The sequence below is a fragment of the Mycobacterium sp. NGS54 genome (assembly GCF_059812465.1).
The window spans coordinates 245,535-264,477 of record NZ_JCALCS010000003.1; the positions used below are offsets into that span (position 1 = coordinate 245,535).

17 protein-coding genes are annotated in these 18,943 nt (G+C 69.9%); 5 read left to right on the plus strand and 12 right to left on the minus strand.

Features of this window, described 5'->3' with window-relative positions:
- Positions 1–4 precede the first annotated feature (4 nt).
- The 4 genes from AC5Y5E_RS10095 to AC5Y5E_RS10110 all read right to left on the minus strand — a co-directional run bounded on the left by AC5Y5E_RS10095 (position 5) and on the right by AC5Y5E_RS10110 (position 3,912).
- Positions 5–1,444 (minus strand): PE family protein, encoded by a 1,440-nt coding sequence (locus AC5Y5E_RS10095; protein ID WP_499902849.1) that lies wholly within the window; start codon positions 1,442–1,444, stop codon positions 5–7.
- A 90-nt stretch (positions 1,445–1,534) separates the two neighbouring features.
- Entirely contained in the window at positions 1,535–2,998 is a 1,464-nt protein-coding gene (locus AC5Y5E_RS10100; protein ID WP_499902850.1) for a PE family protein, read from the minus strand.
- 129 nt (positions 2,999–3,127) lie between these two features.
- Complete coding sequence (locus AC5Y5E_RS10105) at positions 3,128–3,772, minus strand: TetR/AcrR family transcriptional regulator (protein ID WP_499902851.1); 645 nt, start codon at positions 3,770–3,772, stop codon at positions 3,128–3,130.
- Between the two features lie 8 nt (positions 3,773–3,780).
- Positions 3,781–3,912 (minus strand): hypothetical protein, encoded by a 132-nt coding sequence (locus AC5Y5E_RS10110; RefSeq protein ID WP_499902852.1) that lies wholly within the window; start codon positions 3,910–3,912, stop codon positions 3,781–3,783.
- Positions 3,913–4,195: 283 nt separating this feature from the next.
- Here AC5Y5E_RS10110 and AC5Y5E_RS10115 point away from each other — a divergent pair, with 283 nt between their 5' ends.
- Positions 4,196–4,831 carry a TetR/AcrR family transcriptional regulator gene (locus AC5Y5E_RS10115; RefSeq protein ID WP_499902853.1) on the plus strand — a complete coding sequence of 212 codons (636 nt, stop codon included), beginning with the start codon at positions 4,196–4,198 and terminating at the stop codon, positions 4,829–4,831.
- A 4-nt stretch (positions 4,832–4,835) separates the two neighbouring features.
- On the opposite strand, the gene AC5Y5E_RS10120 is transcribed toward AC5Y5E_RS10115, so the two are convergent.
- Positions 4,836–6,308 carry an aldehyde dehydrogenase gene (locus tag AC5Y5E_RS10120; RefSeq protein WP_499902854.1) on the minus strand — a complete coding sequence of 491 codons (1,473 nt, stop codon included), beginning with the start codon at positions 6,306–6,308 and terminating at the stop codon, positions 4,836–4,838.
- A gap of 45 nt (positions 6,309–6,353) precedes the next feature.
- Entirely contained in the window at positions 6,354–7,121 is a 768-nt protein-coding gene (locus AC5Y5E_RS10125; protein WP_499902855.1) for a class I SAM-dependent methyltransferase, read from the minus strand.
- A 224-nt stretch (positions 7,122–7,345) separates the two neighbouring features.
- Here AC5Y5E_RS10125 and AC5Y5E_RS10130 point away from each other — a divergent pair, with 224 nt between their 5' ends.
- Positions 7,346–8,500, plus strand: coding sequence for a glycosyltransferase family 4 protein (locus AC5Y5E_RS10130; protein ID WP_499902856.1), 1,155 nt, complete (start codon positions 7,346–7,348; stop codon positions 8,498–8,500).
- Here AC5Y5E_RS10130 and AC5Y5E_RS10135 read toward each other — a convergent pair.
- A complete protein-coding gene (locus tag AC5Y5E_RS10135; protein ID WP_499902857.1) occupies positions 8,484–10,172 on the minus strand; it encodes an MmpA family trehalose lipid delivery protein in 1,689 nt (562 codons plus the stop codon). The two genes, AC5Y5E_RS10130 and AC5Y5E_RS10135, sit on opposite strands and share 17 nt — an antisense overlap.
- 20 nt (positions 10,173–10,192) lie before the next feature.
- Complete coding sequence (gene pgfA / locus AC5Y5E_RS10140; protein ID WP_499902858.1) at positions 10,193–11,479, minus strand: cell envelope lipid trafficking protein PgfA; 1,287 nt, start codon at positions 11,477–11,479, stop codon at positions 10,193–10,195.
- Positions 11,480–11,716: 237 nt separating this feature from the next.
- Between pgfA and AC5Y5E_RS10145 the strand changes: the two genes are divergently transcribed.
- Positions 11,717–12,829, plus strand: coding sequence for an acyltransferase family protein (locus AC5Y5E_RS10145; RefSeq protein ID WP_499903278.1), 1,113 nt, complete (start codon positions 11,717–11,719; stop codon positions 12,827–12,829).
- A gap of 1 nt (position 12,830) precedes the next feature.
- On the opposite strand, the gene AC5Y5E_RS10150 is transcribed toward AC5Y5E_RS10145, so the two are convergent.
- Positions 12,831–13,304 carry a type III secretion system chaperone family protein gene (locus AC5Y5E_RS10150; protein ID WP_499902859.1) on the minus strand — a complete coding sequence of 158 codons (474 nt, stop codon included), beginning with the start codon at positions 13,302–13,304 and terminating at the stop codon, positions 12,831–12,833.
- A 294-nt stretch (positions 13,305–13,598) separates the two neighbouring features.
- Between AC5Y5E_RS10150 and AC5Y5E_RS10155 the strand changes: the two genes are divergently transcribed.
- Positions 13,599–13,919, plus strand: coding sequence for a hypothetical protein (locus AC5Y5E_RS10155; protein ID WP_499902860.1), 321 nt, complete (start codon positions 13,599–13,601; stop codon positions 13,917–13,919).
- A 44-nt stretch (positions 13,920–13,963) separates the two neighbouring features.
- Here AC5Y5E_RS10155 and AC5Y5E_RS10160 read toward each other — a convergent pair whose 3' ends face one another.
- From AC5Y5E_RS10160 to AC5Y5E_RS10170, 3 genes are all read right to left on the minus strand, one after another.
- Complete coding sequence (locus tag AC5Y5E_RS10160) at positions 13,964–14,500, minus strand: PE family protein (RefSeq protein ID WP_499902861.1); 537 nt, start codon at positions 14,498–14,500, stop codon at positions 13,964–13,966.
- Positions 14,501–14,627: 127 nt separating this feature from the next.
- Positions 14,628–16,100: an AMP-binding protein gene (locus tag AC5Y5E_RS10165; protein ID WP_499902862.1), complete on the minus strand. Its 1,473-nt coding sequence runs from the start codon at positions 16,098–16,100 to the stop codon at positions 14,628–14,630.
- Entirely contained in the window at positions 16,097–17,077 is a 981-nt protein-coding gene (locus AC5Y5E_RS10170; protein WP_499902863.1) for a phosphotriesterase family protein, read from the minus strand. The genes AC5Y5E_RS10165 and AC5Y5E_RS10170 overlap by 4 nt, the downstream gene beginning before the upstream one ends.
- Positions 17,078–17,140: 63 nt before the next feature.
- On the opposite strand from AC5Y5E_RS10170, the gene AC5Y5E_RS10175 reads away from it, so the two are divergent.
- Positions 17,141–18,838, plus strand: coding sequence for an acyl-CoA dehydrogenase family protein (locus AC5Y5E_RS10175; RefSeq protein ID WP_499902864.1), 1,698 nt, complete (start codon positions 17,141–17,143; stop codon positions 18,836–18,838).
- Positions 18,839–18,943: the final 105 nt, after the last annotated feature.

Genomic DNA, 18,943 nt, shown 5'->3' on the forward strand with positions numbered 1-18,943 from the left:
CGGTCTACGGGCCCGCATGCCCGTTGGGGCCGGGGAGTCCCAGCAGAAGTCCGCCGCCACCGCCCACTCCCGGGGTGGCGCCGACACCGGCGCTATTGCCGCCCGTGCCGCCGTTGCCGACGAGTTGGGCGTTGCCACCGTCCCCGCCGTCGGCCTTGTTAAAGACGGAGCTGCCGGCGCCGCCGCTGCCGCCGTCGCCGCCATTGCCGAAGACGGCGCCGTTGCCGCCGCGCCCACCCTGACCGCCGATGAAGGCGGTGGTGACGCTCTGGCCCCCGTTGCCACCGTCCCCTCCGTTGCCGAACAGCCCGATGGCGTTGCCGCCGGCACCGCCCTTGCCGCCGAAACCCACGCCGGTGGTCTGACCCCCGTCGCCGCCGCGACCGCCGTCGCCCCACAGCGAGCCGCCGAGCCCTCCGTTGCCCCCGGGTCCGCCGAATTGGGCGGACCCGCCCGCACCGCCGTGGCCGATCACCCCGGCGTTGCCGCCATTGCCGGCGTTCAGGCCATAGCCGACGCCGCCTGCCCCGCCACTGCCGCTGAGCAGACCGCCGGCGCCACCGTCCCCGCCGGCGCCGATGAGGGATCCCGCCGCACCGGCGCCGCTGCCACCGTTTCCGCCGGCGCCGCCGTTGCCGTGCAACAGGCCGCCGTGGCCACCATGACCACCGTTCCCGGACGTGAGGTTGACGGCAGATGCTGTGCCGCCGGTGCCGCCGGCGCCGCCGTTGCCGAACAAGCCGATTGCGTCGCCGCCCGCGCCGCCGTTGCCCGCTCCACCGAGGAGGGCGGTGCCGTTGTAGGCGCCACCCGTGCCGCCGGGGCCGCCGTTGCCCCACAACAGCCCGCCGGTGCCACCCGCGCCGCCTTTTGCTGCGGGGGACCCGGCCGTGTTGCTCAGGCCGCCGGCGCCGCCGGCCCCGCCGTTGCCGATCAGGCCGGCGGGCCCGCCGTTTCCGCCGGCTTGGTTCGCCGCGCCCGATCCGCCGTCGCCGCCGTTGCCCCACAGGAGACCGCCGGCCCCACCGTTCTGGCCGGTCCCCGGCAAACCATTGGTGCCGTTGCCGATCAGCGGGCGCTGCAATAGCAGCTCGGTGGGCGTGTTGATCGCGTTGAGGATGTCCTGCTGCAGGACCTGCCACGGGTTGGCCGTGGCCGCGGCGTTGGCCGCCTCGGCGCCGGCATAGGCCGCCGCGCCGGCGTTCAGGGACTGGACGAATTGCCGATGGAAGGTTGCCGCCTGGGCGCTGACGGCCTGGTAGTCCTGGGCGTGGGCGCCGAAAAAGGCGGCCACCGCCGCCGACACCTCGTCGCCTCCGGCCGCCAGGACGTCGGTCGTCTGGGCCGCGGCGGCGGAGTTGGCTTGGCTAAGCGTGGATCCCAGGCCCGCCAAGTCGGTGGCGGCGGCTGAAACCACGTCGGGAACCGCGAACAGGAAAGACATTCCGCACCTCCGGCAATGCCCCCCGGCGTGGGAAAAATCGTAGCGCGATTGGCGAACGCAGACCGTGATTTCGCCGGGCTACGGCGCCTGTCATCCGTCGGCTCCGGGCACGCCCAGCAGCAGGCCTCCGGCACCGCCGATCCCGCCGTTGACGGCAAGCTGCCCAGTTCCGCCAGCGCCGCCGTTGCCGATCAGCCGGGCGTCGCCGCCGTTGCCGCCGACGGCTCCGGGGAAGGTGGTCCCGAACCCGGCGTCGCCACCCCGACCGCCGCCTCCGGTTATGCCGGCGTTGCCGCCGCGGCCGCCGAAACCGCCTCTGCCGAGCCCTTGGCCGCCGTCCCCGCCGTCCCCACCATTGCCGTAAAGCCCGATCGCATTGCCGCCCGAACCGCCGACGCCTCCATTGCCGTACGCCGATTGTCCGCCCGCGCCGCCGTGACCGCCGTGGCCGAACAGACTGCCGCCGGTGCCGCCGTTACCGCCGATACCACCATCGGCAAACGCGGTTGTCATGGTGGCGGAACCGCCGGCGCCGCCGGCGCCGCCATTGCCGATCATCCCGGCGGAGCCGCCGTTGCCGCCGGCGTAGGAGCCGCCGCCCAACGAGGGATTGCCTTCGGTCCCGTTGCCGCCGGCGCCACCGTTGCCGCTGAACATCCCGCCCGCCCCACCATTGCCACCGCTGTTGCCGCGGGTGGCGACTCCGGCGTCGCCGCCACGGCCGCCGTTGCCGTTCAGCAGCCCGCCATGGCCACCCTGGCCGCCGGCTCCGGCTATGCAGTTCGCCGCGTCGTTGACCTGACCGGAACCACCCGCGCCGCCGGCGCCTCCGCTGCCGAACAATCCGACGGCGTCTCCACCTGTACCGCCGGCGCCGCCGTGGGTCGAGGCTAGGGCGAATCCGCCCGTGCCGCCCGTGCCGCCGTTGCCCATCAGCAGGCCCCCGCTGCCGCCGGCGCCGCCTGGCCCGGCGGACTGGAAGCCGACGGCGGGCCCGCCGGCGCCGCCGGCGCCGCCATTGCCGAACAGCCCGGCGGGACCGCCGTTGCCGCCGGGCCCGCCCGGACCGAAGCCTGTCGCGGGTGTGCCGGACCCGCCGTTACCGCCGTTACCCCACAGCAGCCCGCCCGCGCCGCCGTTCTGCCCGGTCCCCGCTGCCCCGTTGGCGCCGTTGCCGATCAGCGGCCGGCCCAACAGCAGCTCGGTGGGCGTGTTGATCGCGCCCAGCAGGTCCTGCTGCACGACCTGCCAGGGGTTCGCCGCGGCCGCGGCGTTGGCCGCCTCCGTGCTGCCATAGGCGCCCGCGCCCGCGTTCAGCGCCTTGACGAATTGGTCGTGAAATGCCGCCACCTGGGCGCTGAGCGCCTGATAGCCCTGGCCGTGAGCAGCAAAGAACTCGGCGACCGCGGCGGACACCTCGTCGGCGCCCGCCGCGACCATCTCGGTGGTCTGTGCCGCGGCGGCGGAGTTGGCCTGGCGGAGCGTCGAGCCGATGCTCGCCAAATCCGTTGCGGCGGCTGACACTACGTCCGGCGTGGCGAACACGAATGACATCGAATACCTCCGGGCGGGCGCTATGTCAGGGCGTCTTCCGACCAGCCGACATGCCGAGCCGGGTCGTCAGGAGTCAGATGGTACTTAATGCCGACAGCAAATGCCGGATTATCGCCGGTTGAGCCGAAGCTACTCCGCGATGTTGTTGCGGACCACGAATTCCTTCGCCTTGATGAGGAATTCGATCTGCTCACCGACCCGGCGCAGCGGGTCGATGCTGCGGGTGGAGCGGGACAGCACAATGGCGCCCTCGAAGGCGGCAATCGACGTCACCGCCAGCGAAGCGGCTTCGTCGTCGTCAAAGCCGTCGTTGACGAACGCCCGCGTCAGCGCGCTGCACCAGTGCCCCAGGATCGTGGCCGCCTCCCCGGACAGTTTGGGGTCGTCGTCGGAGCCGATCGCGGCGGCCACCACCGGGCAGCCGGCGGTGAAGTCGCCCTCGGCGAGCAGTCGCTCCCAGAACTCGGCGAACTCGCGCAACAGCGCCTTGGCGCCCCACCCGGCCGCGTCGTCGATCATCGCGGTGATGGACTCGCCCGAGTACCGCAGCGCCTCGGTCAGGATCTGATTGCGCCCGTCGGGAAAGTGGTAGTACACCGAGCCGCGCGGCGCGCCGCTGCGGGCCAGCACCTCATCGATGGTCACCCCGGCGGCGCCCCGCTCGCGCATCACCTCGGCGGCGCTGAGCAGCATCTTCTTGCGGGTATCGCAGCGTTTGGTCGGCGCGGGTTCCGCCTTGGCGTCGGTGGTAGTCGGCACTGTCGTACCTCCCATGGCGAGCGTCATGCAGCGTGCGAGTGCCGCGGTACCGGCCAGTGCATATTACGCGGGCTGAACCGGAACGGCCGCCGCTTGAGGTCGGGCATCTCGCGCGTGTACTGGTAGCCGGCGACGTTGAGTTCGATGATCCACATTGTTTTCTCCCGGCCTGAGTGCGGCCATAGATTATGCTTAGAAGCATATAAGACATCGGTCAAGTAAGCAACTTTTATTCCCTAAGTAACCCGGGCAACTGGATAAATGGTGTTCGGGCATCGCTGGGCGCCGTGGCTGGCGGGAACGTGATCCCGGTCTCATTATGCTTTATTGCATAACACCTAAACCTGCGCAGCACTTCGGGTCCCGGTTCCGGGGACACCGGCCTCGGTGCTGCGCGCGTCGCGACAACGCCGGGGCGGGCGTGTCTACCCTGGGGTGATGCCCGGCGAGCACGCGTTTGACGACCCCGACCACGCGGGCGAGCCGTCCCGCGTGGAGCGGATTCGCGACGCGGCGCTGACGACGTTCGCCGCCCACGGCACCGAAGCCACCTCGCTGCGCACGATCGCCGCGGCCGCGGGCGTTTCGCTCGGCCTGGTCCAGCATCACTTCGTCACCAAAGCCAACCTCATCCAGGCCGTCGACGACCATGTGACGACGGTGCTGACGGCCGCCCTGGCCACCTCGCCGGAGGCGCCCGCGGACAACCCCGTCGCCGATATCGCGGACCGGGTGACCGCGCTGCTCACCGACCACGCCGACGTCGTCGACTACCTCTGTCGAGCGCTCGTCGACGCCACCCCGACGGGGACCCGCGTCTTCGACACCCTGGTCGCGGTCGCCGGCGGGCACTGGGAGCAGCTCAAGGAACAAGGCCTCGCCAAGCCCGGCCTCGACCCGGTCTGGATGACGCTCAACCCGCTGGTTCTGGTGCTGGGCATGTTCCTGTTGCGCACCCAGCTAAACCGGCACCTGCCCGAACCCCTCGCCAACCGTGCCCAGATCGAGCGATGGCGAAACGCCACCGAGCAAATCATCGCCGACGGCCAACTGCGAAGGCCCCCAGCCGAATAGGCGGCTACGCGTCTACCGTGTAGCCCATCGGCATCAGCACGCTCTTCTGCTGGGTGAAGTGCTCGACGCCCTCCGGTCCGTTCTCGCGGCCGATGCCGGAGTTCTTGTAGCCGCCGAACGGGCAGCACGGATCGAAGGCATACCAGTTGATCGCGTAGGTGCCGGTGCGGATCTTCTCCGAGATCTCGATGCCCCGCGGCACGTTGGTGGTCCACACGCTGCCGGCCAGGCCGTACTCCGAGTCGTTGGCGATCTTGATCGCGTCCTCCTCGGTGTCGTAGGGGATGATGGAAAGCACCGGCCCGAAGATCTCCTCCTGGGCGATCGTCATCTTGTTGTCGACGTCCGCGAAAACCGTTGGCTGCACGAAGAATCCGTTGTCCAGGCCCTCGGGACGGCCGCCGCCGCACACCAGCCGGGCGCCCTCCTCGATGCCCTTGGCGATGTAGCCCTCGACCCGCGCGCGCTGCTTCTCCGAGATCAGCGAGCCGATCTGGGCGCCCGCTTCCGACGGCGGGCCCACCGGCAGCGCCTGCACGAAAGCGCTTACCGCGTCCACGATTTCGTCGTAACGCGAGCGCGGCGCCAGGATGCGGGTCTGGCCCACGCAGGCCTGCCCGGTGTTCATGATCCCGGAGAACACCATCATCGGGACCGCGGACGCCAGGTCGACGTCCTCGAGGACGATGGCCGCCGACTTGCCGCCGAGCTCCAGCGTGCACGGCTTGAGCATTTCGGCGGCGCGCCGGCCGATCTCCTTGCCGACGCCCGAACTGCCGGTGAAGGTGAACAGGTCGACGTCCCGGTTGGAGGTCAGCGCCTGCCCGGTCTCGATCCCGCCGGGCACCACCGACAGCACGCCCGCGGGCAGGCCGGCGTCGGCGAACACCTCCGCCAAAGCGTTTGCGGTCAAAGGCGTTTCGGCGGCCGGCTTGAGCACCACCGTGCACCCGGCCAGCAGCGCCGGGCCAAGCTTGTTGACCGCCAGGAACAGCGGCACGTTCCACGCCACGATCGCGCCCACCACGCCGATCGGCTCGCGGTGCACGATCGTCTGCCCGTACGAGCCGTTGCGGATCTCCCGCCACTTGACCTGGTCGACGGCCGGACCGGCGAAGAATTGCATCGCCCCCATCGACCCCATCCAGTGCATCGTCTCGATGGTCATCGGCGGCTGACCCGTCTCTTCGGCCAGCAGCTTGGCGAACTGGTCCTTGCGCTCTTCGAGCAGCTGCAGCGCCTTGGCGATGACGGCCGCGCGCTCCTTCGGCGGCGTCGTCGGCCAGGGGCCGCTGTCGAAGGCGGCGCGCGCCGCGGCGACCGCCGCGTCGACGTCGGCCGCCGTGGCAAGAGGCACCTTCCCGACGTACTCGCCGGTTGCCGGACAGTGCACCTCGATGACTTCGGAGGTCGACGGCTCCGTCCACTTGCCGCCGATGAAAAGTTTGTCGTATTCGGTCTTAGCGTCGTCGCTCATGGCCGCCACCCTACCCAAGCCGACGCAAAACGAGAACATGTTTCATTACTGGGGCCTCAGCACCAGCACGAGATTGCTGACGAGGAACTCGCGCAGCACCGGGACCGACGTCAGCCGCCATGCCCATCGCGGGTGGTAGCGCGGAAATGCGGCCACCGCGGCGCCGGTGCCGGCCGCCCAGCTCAGGCCGTCGGCGGCGGACACCGCGAACAACGACGACCCGTAGTTGTTTTTGGCCCGATGGCCGTGTTTGCGGGCGTACCGCGCGGCGGCCCGGGCGCCGCCGAGGTAGTGCCACAGGCCCGTCTCGTGGCCGCCGAACGGGCCCAGCCACACGGTGTAGGAGAGCACGGCCAGCCCGCCGGGCCGGGTCACCCGCAGCATCTCGGCGCCCAGCTGCCACGGCCGCGGAACGTGTTCGGCGACATTGGAGGAAAGGCAGATGTCGACGGAGTCGTCGGCGAAGGGCAGCGCCATTCCCGACGCCCGGACGAACGAGCCGCCCGCAGCGGCCAAAGTCGGCCCGGCCGCGTGCATCTCGCCCGGATCGGGTTCCACGCCGATGTAACGGAGACCGGCGTCGGCGAATGCCGCCGCGAAATATCCCGGGCCGCCGCCGACGTCGAGCAGCGTGCGGCCGACCGGATCCTCGCCATGGGCGCCGCGCCACAGGTCGGCGACCATCGCCGCGGTATCGGCCGCCAGCGCGCGATAGAAGCGGGCCGGGTCGGACCGCTCGTGGCGGAACTCCGACAGCAGGCGCAGCGACCGGCGCAGCTTCGCCCGCCGCGCAAACACGTCGGTCACGCCCACGTGTCGCCCCCCAGGCAACGCCAGCCGCGTCGATCACATTGGCCACACGAGTCACCGCGCCGGGAGGCACGCCGTTCGTCCACCTCATAGCGACACTGGGCCGCGCTCGCCAGTTGTCGCTGAGAGGTGGACACAGAAAACATCCTTCCAGCCAGAGGCGACTGTGACGGATGAGGCAAAGGCCCGGCGCGCCTCGACCTAATACCCCGCTACGCTGACCAGTAATGTCCGCTCTCCGTTCCGTCCTGCTGCTGTGCTGGCGCGACACCGGGCACCCGCAGGGCGGCGGCAGCGAAGCCTACCTGCAGCGCGTCGGCGCGCAGCTGGCCGCGTCCGGGATGGCCGTCACGCTGCGCACCGCCCGCTACCCGGGCGCGCCGCGCCGCGAAGTGGTCGACGGGGTGCGCATCGACCGCGCCGGCGGCCGGTACTCGGTGTATGTGTGGGCGTTGCTGGCGATGGCCGCGGCGCGCATCGGTCTCGGGCCGCTGCGGCGCGTGCGGCCCGACGCGGTCGTCGACACCCAGAACGGCCTGCCGTTCCTCGCCCGCCTGGTGTACGGCCGGCGGGTGGTGGTGCTGGTGCACCACTGCCACCGCGAGCAGTGGCCGGTGGCCGGGCCGGTGCTCGGCCGGATCGGCTGGTTCGTCGAGTCGAGGTTGTCGCCCCGGGTGAACCGGCGCAATCAGTACGTGACGGTGTCGCTGCCGTCGGCCCGCGACCTGGTCGCGCTCGGGGTGCGCAACGAGCAGATCGCGGTGGTGCGCAACGGCCTTGACGAGGCCCCGGCGCGATCGTTGACCGGCCCGCGCTCGGCGGCGCCGAGGGTGGTCGTGCTGTCGCGGCTGGTGCCGCACAAGCGGATCGAGGACGCCCTCGAAGCGGTCGCGGCGTTGCGGCCCCGAATACCGGGGCTGCACCTCGACATCGTCGGCGACGGGTGGTGGCGCCAGCGGCTCGTCGACCACGTCCGGCGCCTGGGCATGGCCGACGCGGTGACCTTCCACGGCCACGTCGACGACGTGACCAAACACCATGTCCTGCAGAGCTCTTGGGTGCACGTGCTGCCGTCCCGCAAGGAGGGATGGGGCCTGGCCGTCGTCGAGGCGGCGCAGCACGCGGTGCCCACCGTCGGCTACCGCTCCTCGGGCGGGCTGTCCGACTCCATCGTCGACGGGGTGACCGGGCTCTTGGTGGACGGCCGCGACGAGCTGGTGGACCGCCTCGAACGGCTGCTGTGCGACCCCGTGCTGCGCGACCAACTCGGCGCCAAGGCGCAGGCGCGCAGCGGCGAGTTCTCCTGGGCGCAAAGCGCCGACGCGATGGCCGGCGTCCTCCAAGCCGTCCAGGTGGGCGAGTTCGTCAGCGGCGTCGTCTGAGGCTGAACGCGGCGCCGGCGGCGCCCGCGATCAGCATCGCCAGCCACGCCACGTGTGCGACCAGCGTCGCGGTGCGCCGCGCGGCGGGCAAACCGGCGCCCTCGCCGCCGACCCGGTAGAGGGCGAACTCGTCGTCGCGGTAGACCGGCGTCAGCGCGTCGAGGGTGTGCGACGCGGCGCCCATGTCGCCGGCGCTGTCCGATTCGACGACGAGCCACCCGACGCCGGCCGGCGCCAACGCGCCCGGGTCGGGCCCCGAAAGCAGCAGGTCCTGCACGGCCCGGGCGCGATCGCCCTCGCCGTGAATGACGACGCCCGAGATGGCGAGGTCGCCGGTGGACAGCACGTCGGCGCGCAGCCAGCGGGGCAGCGGATCCAGCACCGGAGCCGGCCCGGACCACGAGAAGCGCCGCATGGTCCCGGCGGGCAACACCGCCACGGATCGGGGATCCCCATTGATCGCCGCCGCCACCGCGGCCCACCCCCGCGGGTAGCGCACCGGCGAGACCGCGCCCCACGCGCCCCACGCCAGGTCCGGCAGCGCCAAGATCAGCGCGAGGCAGCAGAGCAGCGCCGCCACCGGCGGCCGCAACCAGCGCCGCAGCGTCACGACGGCGCCCGCGCCCGCCAGCGCGTATCCCGGCACCGCCAGGGCCACCCACTTCTGCCCGTCGCGCAGCACACCGAAGGCGGGCGCGGCGTCGACCAGCGCGCGCAGCGCATGCAGGCCGGGGCCGGTGGCCAGGGCGGCCGGCATCACGACGGCCGCCGCCGCCAGCGCCAGCAACGGAACCACCGAGCGCCGACGGGCCACCACCGGCAACCCGGCCGCCACCACCGCCAGCAACACTGCGGCGGAGGACAGCGCGAAAAGCGTTGTGCGCGACGCCGGTACGGCCTCGCCATTCCAGATGCCGCCGAGGCTGGCCAGGCTGGCCAGCGTGCCCAGGCCGGGCTCGGCCCGCGGCGCGAACGCGTTCACCCCGAGCGCGTTCGCCGCGGTGTGCGCCTTCAGCGACGAGCCCAGCGCCGCCGCGGTCAGCCAGGGCGCCGCCGCCACCAGAGCGACCCCGGACGCCGCCGCGGCGCACACCCAGCGCGGTCTAGCCGCGCCGGGGCAGGCCACGCAGACCAGCGCCACCGCCGCGGCGAGCAGCAGGCCCGTCGGGGTCAGCCCGGCCAGCGCCACCCAGAACATCAGGCCGAACCAGGCGGGCCACCCCGCATCCGCCGCCGTCCGCAGCCGCAGCATCGCCGTCGCCACCCAGGGCAGGCAGCCGTACGCGACCAGCAGGCTCCAGTGGCCCTGCAAAAGGCGTTCGGCGACATAGGGATTCCAGATCGCCAGCGTGCCGGCGACGAACTCGCCCGGCGCCCCGGCATCGGGCAGCGCGGTCGCCACCAGCCGCGCCGCGCCCCACCCCGCCAGCCACAGGCCGGCCACCAGCAGCGCCTTGACCACGACGCCGCCGTCGATCAGATGCGACGCCAGCGCCACCGCGAAATCTTGGGGCGTCGCCCGCGGCGCCGCCGTCAACCCCAGCGCGGTGTCAGACACATACGACCGGGGCGTGGACACCGCGTCGCGCAACAGCAGGTACCCGGGCGCCAGGAGCGGTCCGGCCACCAGGAGCGCCAGCAGCAGCGCGTACCCCGGCCGGGTCCAGCGCACGGTGAGCGCCTCCAGGGAAGCTAGGCCCGTTCGGGGGGACCGGGTGACTCCGGCGGTCCCGCGTCGGGCGGCCCCGGCTCGGGTGGCTCGTCCGAACCGACGGGCGCTGCGTCGGGATCCTCGCCGCCGGCGGGGCGCTGGGTGGGCAGCTTCTCGGTCTCGGCTTCGGCGCCGGGCACCCGTTCCTCCGGGCCGCGGCCGAAGAGTTCCTGGTCGGTCCGGTCCAGTCCCGGGTCGGTCAGCGCGCTCTCGGTCCGCAGGCTGAAGGAGGCGAGCACGCCGCCGCCGATCAGCGCGATCAGGCCGACCGCGGTGAACGTGATGGGCAGCACCCGCGACCACAGCGCCAGCCGGTCCCGCTCGTCGCGCGCCGTGTTGACCTGGGCTTCGATCGTGTCCTCGTTCGAGGTCACCGTGTAATCGGCCAGCGTCATCTCCGGCTTGAGGGGGTCACGGGCGAAGTAGTGGTTGGCGTGCTCCTTCTGCTTGACGATGGTCCCCGACACCGGGTCCACCCAGAAGGTCCGCTGCGCCGCGTAGAAGCGGGTCATGGTGATCTGTTCGTTGGGATCGCCGCCCTGGACGCCCCACATCGCCGCCGATGCGGTGAACTTGGAATCAGTCGTCTGGTCGGCGTACAGCGTCGGGTACGCCACCGGGGCCACCAGCTTGCCCTCGGCGTTGTAGCCGACGTTCTGTGTGAACTTGTAGGTGGTCAGGCCGTTGACGTCTTCCTGGCTGTCGTAGTTGACGTCGAACGGCTTCTGCGCGATCGGATCGAAATAGGGATACGTCTTCTTTTCGGTGTGGAACGGGAACCGGTAGGACAACCCCTCGTGGCGGAGCGGCATCGCGGTGGGCGGGCTCTCGTCGTTGACGGTGCGCGGCTTCTGCACGGAGCCGCCGGGGTGGGTGTCGTCGGAGACGGCCATCGCGGTCTTGCGGTTGAGGGTGACGGTGTCGACGATCGCCAGCAGCAGGCCGCTGTCCTTTTGCTTGTCGGTGCGCCGGACCGAGGTGCCCACCTGCAGCGTGACGACGTCGGCGTTGGCCGGGGATTCGACGCTGACCTGTTGCTGGGACACCAGCGGCACGTTCTGATTGACGACGAGGTGGTCACCGGACAGCGACGCGGAGTCGAGCGCGGTTCCGTTGCCGTCGCTGATCAACGTGGCGTCGATGTTCAGCGGGATCTTGGCGATCCTGCTGCTGGTGTACGTCGACAGCAACAGCGCGGCGATCAGCAGGGCAGCCCCGAGTCCGATGATCGCGCATGCGGCGTAACGCAACATGACTGCTCGGTTCACGTTGCCGTGCCCTCCTAGTCGATCCCTCGTGGTCCGTGATGGTCCCCGGTCTTGTCGGCCGCGACCCGATCCGACCCGACCAAGCAGCGTGGCAAACCCGTTCGACCCTAACAGCAGAATTTAAGGCCTCGGCTTACGTACCCCATTCGTCGGCGGACAACCGACGGGCACACTTGTGGCGTGACCGATGGCCAACAGGTGGGCGGAATCCGCAGCTTCCTGCCCGCCGTGGAGGGGATGCGCGCGTGCGCGGCCATGGGCGTGGTCGTCACGCACGTCGCCTTCCAGACGGGCCACTCCAGCGGCGCCGCCGGCCGGCTGTTCGGCCGCTTCGACCTCGCGGTGGCGGTGTTCTTCGCACTGTCGGGATTCCTCCTGTGGCGCGGGCACGCGGCGGCGGCGCGGGGGTTGGGGCCGCGGCCGCGCACCGGCCATTACCTGCGCTCGCGGGTCGTGCGCATCATGCCGGCCTACCTGGTGGCGGTCGTGGTGATCCTGACCCTGCTGCCCGACGCGGACCACGCCAGCCCGACCGTGTGGCTGGCCAACCTGACGCTCACCCAGATCTATGTGCCGCTCACCCTGACCGGTGGCCTGACGCAGATGTGGAGCCTTTCGGTCGAGGTCAGCTTCTATCTGGCGCTGCCCCTGCTGGCGTTGCTGGCCCGCCGCTTGCCGGTCGGCGCGCGGGTGCCTGCGATCGCCGCGCTGGCGGCGCTGAGCTGGGCGTGGGGCTGGGTGCCCGTCTTTTCGGGGCACGGCCCTCCTGGGATCAACCCGCTGAACTGGCCGCCGGCCTTCTTCTCCTGGTTCGCCGCCGGCATGCTGCTGGCCGAGTGGGTGCACTGCGGAGTCGGGGTGCCGCACCGGTTCGCGCGGCGCCGGGTGGTGATGGCCGTCGTCGCGGTGCTGGCGTATCTGCTGGCTGCCTCGCCACTGGCCGGCCCCGAGGGCCTGGTGCCCGGCACCGCCGCCCAGTTCGCGGTGAAGACGGCGGCGGGCTCGCTGGTGGCGTTCGCGTTGGTGGCCCCGTTGGTGCTGGACCGGGCCGACACGCCGCACCGGCTGCTGGGTAGCACCGCGATGGTGACCTTGGGCCGCTGGTCTTACGGCCTGTTCGTGTGGCACCTGGCCGCGCTGGCGATGGTGTTCCCGGTGCTCGGCACGTTCCCGTTCACGGGCCGGATGCCCTCGGTGCTGGCGCTGACGCTGATCTTCGGTTGGGCGATCGCCGCGGTCAGCTACGCGCTGGTCGAATCCCCGTGCCGGGAAGCGCTGCGCCGCTGGGAGAAACGCCACGAGCCGGCCCCTCAGGTCACGGACGCCGAGGCGGACGCGATCGCGCCCTGACTCAGCGATCCATCCACTGTTCCAACGCGTCCGCGGACGGCAGGGCGATGGCCCGCTCGATCTTCTCGAACAGGTCGGTGCCGTACTCGACGGTCGATCTGACGAAGTTACCCAGCGCCTCCATGTGGATGCCGTCGGTCAGCAAGTAAGCATTCTCGGCGACCACGCTCAGGCGGGTCGGCCGGGCGGTCTCGCGCACAAACGCCTTGGGCCAGTGGGTGTCCCGATTCCAGTCGTTCACCAGTTCCATCAGGCGCGGCCGTTCGGTCGCCAGGTAATACACGGCCGGGCTGATCGAGATCTCCAAAACATCGCGCCGCAAACCGTTGATCCGCACGTTCACGTGCAGCTTGCCGCGCTCATGGCTCGACAGCAGCATCATGAATTCCTCGCCGTCACTGCTGCGGAAAAACCGCAGCTGACGCGATCGCAGATAACGTTCGATCAGCTCCGTGCTCAACGGCTCGATCTGCATGGCCCCTCTCCCGGACGACGGTCATCGACGGACCCATGGTGGGGCGCAGCGCTTGGAAGATTCTTGGGGTCGTCGCGCCTTGCCGGCGTCGTCGCGCAGGGGAGTGCCGACGAACTCGACCGCGCCGGGCGCGTCTGCGGACCGGAGGCGATGACATCGGTGTATCGGAACGATGCAGATCCCCTGCAGCGCAGGGGATTGCGCGCGGTTGCCGGCGGCGGATATGGTCAGAAGTTCCAACCACAGGACCGTCCCAACCCAACCACGGAACTCCGACGACCTAGGGGGTACACCGTGAGACAACCGGAACTAACCAGCCTCGTCGGCCTGCGCGACAGTGACGGTGATCAGCTACACCTCGTTCGCCTCGATCGGGCCAATGGCTCCCGCAGGTATCTGATGGCAATCGGTCAGGAGAGGGTGTTCCTGACTCCCGGCGATCTGGATCGGCTGAGCACCGTCATCCGGTGCGAAGTAGGTGGCCGGAATGATGATCTGAAGGCCGCGCTTAGGTTCCTCGCCCACGCCATCTGGCTGCTGATCTTCGCCGCGGTGTTGTCGTTCCTCGCGTCCGCACTCACCGGACCGTTGTTTGCGTACCCCTGGTCGAACTGAAGTCATTCGGCAGCGGGCTCGGATTCCGAAAAAAAATGTGTCGATTAAGGGATAAAGGCATTGATGATGGCGTAGATCACGGCCTCGGCGATGAACGTGGTGAGGGCGAAGACCGGGTAGGTGATCGGAAATAACAGGAAGGCCAGCACATCACTTGCGGCTCTGCCTAACTGATCAAACCTGACGTTGGGGAAGGAGCCAAACGAGTTCACGAAATTGCCGCTCGCGGTGACGAAATCGCTCCCGAGGAACTGGAAGAAATCGGCGAGGCTGGGGAATGTAGGCGTCAGCGTCGCGGCGATCCCGGACTCGGCGCTGGAATACGAGGCCGCGGCGCCGGTCATATTCTGCACAAACTGCTGATGAAACGCCGCGGCCTGCCCGGCCAGGGCCTGATAATGCCTGGCGTGCGCGGAGAACAGATGGGCGATACCCGCCGATACCTCATCGGCGGCCGAGGGTATCACCGCGACGGTCGGGGCCGCCGCGACCAGGTGGGCCGCGCTGACATTCGCGCCCATAGCGGCCAAGTCCCTTGCCGCCGAGGTCATCATCTCCGACGTGGCGATCACATACGACATCCCGACCTCCAACCAATACAGCGACGGCCCGATCGCCACCGCATCAGTGAGTTAGCAGCGAATCGTACGCCGCGATGAGTCCTCGCAAAAGATGCCGCCTATTTGGGAGGCTAGATTCTTGGAGTCGTCAGGCGGGCTCGGCGGCCTGCAGGCGCGCGATCAACTCGGCGCGCACCGCCGACCGCCGCGCCTTGCCGGCGTCGTCGCGCAGGGGAACGCCGACGAACTCGACCGTATGCGGCACCTTGTACGACGAGATACGTTCGCGCAGAAAGCCTTTCACGGCGTCGTCGTCAAGCAATGACCCGTCGGCCGCGTGCACCAGGGCGTAGGGCACCTGGCCCAAATCGTCGTGCGGCACGCCGACGACGAGGCAGGACAGCACCTCCGGGTGGGCCGACAGCGCGTTCTCGATCTCGGCGGGGTAGACGTTGCGGCCGCCGACGGTGAACATGTCGACCCGGCGGTCGGACAGGTACAGAAACCCGTCGGCGTCGAAGTAGCCCAGGTCGCCCAGCGAGTCCCAGCCGTCCCGGGTCTTAGGCGTGACGCCGACGTAGCGGTAGGTCGGCGCGCTGCCGGGCGCGGGGCGCATGTAGATCTCGCCGACGACGCCGGGCGGGCAGGGGTTGCCGTCGTCGTCGAGGACCTTCATCTCCCCGGCGACCACGATGCCGACGGAGCCGCGGTGGGTCAGCCACTGGTCGCCGCTGATGAAGGTGAGCGCCTGTAATTCGGTGCCGCCGTAGAGTTCCCAGACGGCGTCGGGGCCCAGCAGGTCGATCCAGGCCTGCTTGATGGCGGGCGGGCAGGGCGCCCCCATGTGCCAGAACCGCCGCAGCGACGACAGGTCGTAGGCGCCCGGGTCGGCGTGGTAGACCGGCAGCGCCCGCTGCATGATCGTCGGCACCGTGGTCAGGAACGTGACCCGATGGTCGGTGATCAGCCGCAGGAACCCCTGCGGTTCGAACCGGCTCATCAGCACCAGGTGATGGCGCATCAGCAACGCGATCGTCGCGGTCGTGAAGCCCGTGTTGTGGGACAACGGGATCGGCACCAGCGTGGTGTCGCCCTCCTGCGCGCCGAGCGGATAGCCCACCGCGGCCGGGATCCGGCTGTCGCCGCCGGACTCGATGAGCTTGGGCCGCCCGGTGCTGCCGCCCGACCCCATCGCCTTCCACACCGGTGAGACGGCCTCCGGCAGCGCGGCGTCGGACAGCGCCGGGTCGGGGACGAAACCGGCTGGCACGCTGGGTATTTCGGTGCTATCGCGGCCCACCAGCAGGGCGGGCGGCCGCAACTCGAGCAGGCCGGCCAGCTCCGCGTCGGGCAACCGCGCCGAGAGCGGTTGCGGCACCGCGCCCAACTTCCAGCACGCCACCGCGGCCTGGATCCACTCGATCGAGTTGGGCAGCACCATGGTCACGTAGTCACCGACGCCGACGCCGCGCTCGGCGTACGCCCGGGCCAACCGGTTCGTCGACCGGTCGAGCTCGCCGCGGGTAATCGTCCGGCCGTCGCAGGTGACCGCGGGCTCGTCGGGAGCCAACCCGGCGAGCTGCGAAATCTGGGTGCCGATCGGCGGGACCGGCTGGGTCACGAGTAGGCGCCCTGCCGCTCGAAGATGCGGCGCGGATTGTCCACCAGCATGGTGTGCAGCTGCTCGTCGGTGACGCCGCGTTCCTTGAGGGCGGGGATCACGTCGTTGTGGATGTGCAGGTAATGCCAATTGGGCGCGGCCACCGGCAGCAGCTCCTCGGGCAGCGCGTCGAAGTAGCAGTTGGCGTCGTGCGAGAGCACCATCTTGTCGGCGTGGCCGCGCTCGCACATCGTGGCCACGATGTTCACCCGGTCCTCGAACGGCGAGATCAGGTCGATGCCGAACCGGTCCATGCCCAAGTAAGAGCCGGCGGCGATCAGTTCCTCGAGGTAGCCGACGTCGGTGCTGTCGCCGGAGTGACCGATCACCACCCGGCTCAGGTCGACGCCCTCCTCTTCGAAGATGCGCTGCTGCTCCAGCCCGCGCCGCAAGCCCGCGTGCGTGTGGGTGGAGATCGGCACTCCCGTGCGCTTGTGCGCCTGGGCGACGGCGCGCAGCACCCGCTCGACGCCGGGGGTCACGCCCGGCTCGTCGGTGGCGCATTTGAGGATGCCCGCCTTGATGCCGGTGTCCGCGATGCCTTCCTCGATGTCGCGGACGAACATGTCGGTCATGATCTCCGGGCCGTCCAGCGGCGCGCCCGGGCCCTGGTAGTGGAACCGGAACGGGACGTCGTTGTAGGTGTAAAGACCGGTCGCCACAACGATATTCAGCTCGGTGGCGGCGGCGACGCGCGCGATGCGCGGGATGTAGCGGCCCAGCCCGATCACCGTGAGATCGACGATGGTGTCCACCCCGCGGGACTTCAGCTCGCCCAGCCGGTCGACGGCATCGGCCACCCGTTGATCCTCGTCGCCCCACGCTTCGGGGTAGTTCAGGGCGATCTCGGTGGTCATGATGAACACGTGCTCGTGCATGAGCGTCACGCCGAGATCGGCGGTATCGATGGCGCCGCGGGCGGTATTGAGTTCTGGCACGGGACTGACTCTAAGGCGGATGGGCGGTTCACCAACAGGGCTGTGTGGGAGTACGTTGCCCCCATGTTGCTCAATCCCAACCGCCTGCAACGCCGCTACCCGGACGCCCGCTCGGGGGAGATCATGGCCGCGACCGTGGACTTCTTCGAGTCCCGCGGCAAGGCGCGGCTGAAGTCCGACGACCACAACCGCGTCTGGTACTCCGACTTTCTGGATCACGTCGGTCGGGAACGCATCTTCGCCTCGCTGCTGACGCCGTCCGAGTACGGGGCGGACGACTGCCGCTGGGACACCTACCGGATCAGCGAATTCGCCGAGATCGTCGGTTTTTACGGGCTGAGCTACTGGTATCCGTTCCAGGTCACCGCCCTGGGCCTGGGCCCGATCTGGATGAGCGACAACGAGGACGCCAAGCGCAAGGCCGCCGCCCAGCTGGAGACCGGCGAGGTGTTCGCCTTCGGGCTGTCCGAGCGGACGCACGGCGCCGACGTCTACCAGACCGACATGATCCTGACGCCCTCGGAACACGGCTGGACCGCCAGCGGCGAGAAGTACTACATCGGCAACGCCAACGTCGCGCGCATGGTCTCCACCTTCGGCAAGATCGCCGGGACCGACGAGTACGTGTTCTTCGCCGCCGACTCCCAGCACGACCGGTACGAGCTCATCAAGAACGTGGTGAACTCGCAGAACTTCGTCGCGAACTACGCGCTGCGCGACTACCCCGTCACCGAGGCCGACATGCTGCATCGCGGCCCCGACGCGTTTCACGCCGCCCTGAACACCGTCAACGTCTGCAAGTACAACCTGGGCTGGGGCGCCATCGGCATGTGCACCCACGCCATGTACGAGGCGGTCACCCACGCGTCCAACCGGGTCCTGTACGGGACCGTCGTCACCGACTTCACCCACGTGCGGCGCCTGCTCACCGACGCGTACCTGCGGCTGGTCGCGATGAAGCTGGTCGCCACCCGTGCCTGCGACTACATGCGCAGCGCGTCGGCGGCCGACCGCCGCTACCTGCTCTACAGCCCGCTCACCAAGGCCAAGATCACCAGCGAAGGCGAGCGCGTCATCACCGCCATGTGGGACGTCATCGCCGCCAAAGGCGTTGAGAAGGATACCTTTTTCGAGGCCGTCACCCGCGAGATCGGCCTGCTGCCCCGCCTGGAGGGCACCGTCCACATCAACATCGGGCTGCTCGCCAAGTTCATGCCCAACTTCCTGTTCGCGCCGAACGCCGAATTGCCCGTGATATCGCGGCGCGACGACGCCGCCGACGACACGTTCCTGTTCGCCCAGGGGCCGACCGGAGGCCTGGGCAAGGTGCGGTTCGGAGACTGGCGCACACCCTTCGACGCCTTCCGGCACCTGCCCAACGTCGCGCTGCTGCGCGAGCAGGTCGACGTGCTCGCCGAGATGCTGGCCAGCGCCACACCGGATGCCGTGCAGCAGAAGGACATTGACTTCGCCTTCGGGGTGGGCCAACTGTTCGCGACGGTGCCCTACGCCCAGCTCATCCTGGAGGAGGCCCCGCTGTCCGGGATGGACGACGCCGTGATCGACGAGATCTTTGCCGTGCTGGTGCGCGACTTCAACGGCTACGCCGTGGAACTCGGCGACAAGCCGGCGACGACGGACGAACAGGCCCGCTTCGCGATGCGCATGATCCGTCGTCCGGCGCACGACCCCGCGCGCTACGACCAGATCTGGAAGGAACACGTCCTGCCGCTCAGCGGCGCCTACCAGATGCGGCCGTAAGTCCCCCGGCCCCGCCGAGCGTGCGGCTGAGTGCACACTGGACAAGACGAGCCTTGACTGTGACGTGGCTCACCGTAGAATGACCAGTGGTCATCGAACGCGAGG

Bases quoted from the DNA above. Each gene is read 5' to 3' on its own strand.
- AC5Y5E_RS10095 (WP_499902849.1), bottom strand. From the start codon at position 1,444: ATGTCTTTCCTGTTCGCGGTTCCCGACGTGGTTTCAGCCGCCGCCACC.
- AC5Y5E_RS10100 (WP_499902850.1), bottom strand. From the start codon at position 2,998: ATGTCATTCGTGTTCGCCACGCCGGACGTAGTGTCAGCCGCCGCAACG.
- AC5Y5E_RS10105 (WP_499902851.1), bottom strand. From the start codon at position 3,772: ATGGGAGGTACGACAGTGCCGACTACCACCGACGCCAAGGCGGAACCC.
- AC5Y5E_RS10110 (WP_499902852.1), bottom strand. From the start codon at position 3,912: ATGTGGATCATCGAACTCAACGTCGCCGGCTACCAGTACACGCGCGAG.
- AC5Y5E_RS10115 (WP_499902853.1), top strand. From the start codon at position 4,196: ATGCCCGGCGAGCACGCGTTTGACGACCCCGACCACGCGGGCGAGCCG.
- AC5Y5E_RS10120 (WP_499902854.1), bottom strand. From the start codon at position 6,308: ATGAGCGACGACGCTAAGACCGAATACGACAAACTTTTCATCGGCGGC.
- AC5Y5E_RS10130 (WP_499902856.1), top strand. From the start codon at position 7,346: ATGTCCGCTCTCCGTTCCGTCCTGCTGCTGTGCTGGCGCGACACCGGG.
- AC5Y5E_RS10145 (WP_499903278.1), top strand. From the start codon at position 11,717: ATGCGCGCGTGCGCGGCCATGGGCGTGGTCGTCACGCACGTCGCCTTC.
- AC5Y5E_RS10150 (WP_499902859.1), bottom strand. From the start codon at position 13,304: ATGCAGATCGAGCCGTTGAGCACGGAGCTGATCGAACGTTATCTGCGA.
- AC5Y5E_RS10160 (WP_499902861.1), bottom strand. From the start codon at position 14,500: ATGTCGTATGTGATCGCCACGTCGGAGATGATGACCTCGGCGGCAAGG.
- AC5Y5E_RS10175 (WP_499902864.1), top strand. From the start codon at position 17,141: ATGTTGCTCAATCCCAACCGCCTGCAACGCCGCTACCCGGACGCCCGC.